We start from the raw sequence: 510 nt of genomic DNA on the forward strand, positions 1-510 counted from the left end.
TCTTTCTTTTTTTTTCTTTTTTATTCTCTTTTTTCTCTCTTTCTATACTTGTTTTTCTCCTTTTTTTTTTTTTTCTTCTTTCCTTTTTTTTTCTGTCCTTTTTTTTCTCATTTTTCCTCCTTCCTTTTTTTTCCTTTTTTTTTCTTTTTCTTTTCTTTCTTTTCTTTTTTCTTCTTCTTTCTCTTTCTTTTTTCTTTTCATTTTTTTTTCTTTTTTTTTCCTCTTTTTTTTTTTTTTCTTTCTTTTCTTCTTTCTTTTTTTTTTTTTTCATCTTCTTTTTTTTTTTCTTTTTCCTTCTTTTTTCCTTCATCTTCTTTTTTTTTTTCTTTTTCTTTTTTTCTTTTTTTCTTCTTCTTTTTTTCTATCTCTTTTTCTTTCCTTCTCTTCTCCTTCTCCTCTTACCAATTATTATCTCTTTTTCTTTTTCTCTCCCTTCTCTCTCTTTTCTTCACATCTATTTTTCTTTTTTTTTTCTTTTTTTATCCTCTTTCTTCTTTTTTCTTTTCTTTT

At 22.4% G+C, this 510-nt stretch carries 1 protein-coding gene; it reads right to left on the reverse strand.

The window, feature by feature from the left end; genetic code table 11:
• On the reverse strand, nucleotides 1-310 hold a 310-nt coding region (locus FQ699_RS10020; protein WP_179951707.1), incomplete at its 3' end, for a hypothetical protein.
• Between the last annotated feature and the right edge of the window lie 200 nt (nucleotides 311-510).

The organism is Francisella salimarina (assembly GCF_007923265.1).
GTDB classification, from domain to species: domain Bacteria; phylum Pseudomonadota; class Gammaproteobacteria; order Francisellales; family Francisellaceae; genus Francisella; species Francisella salimarina.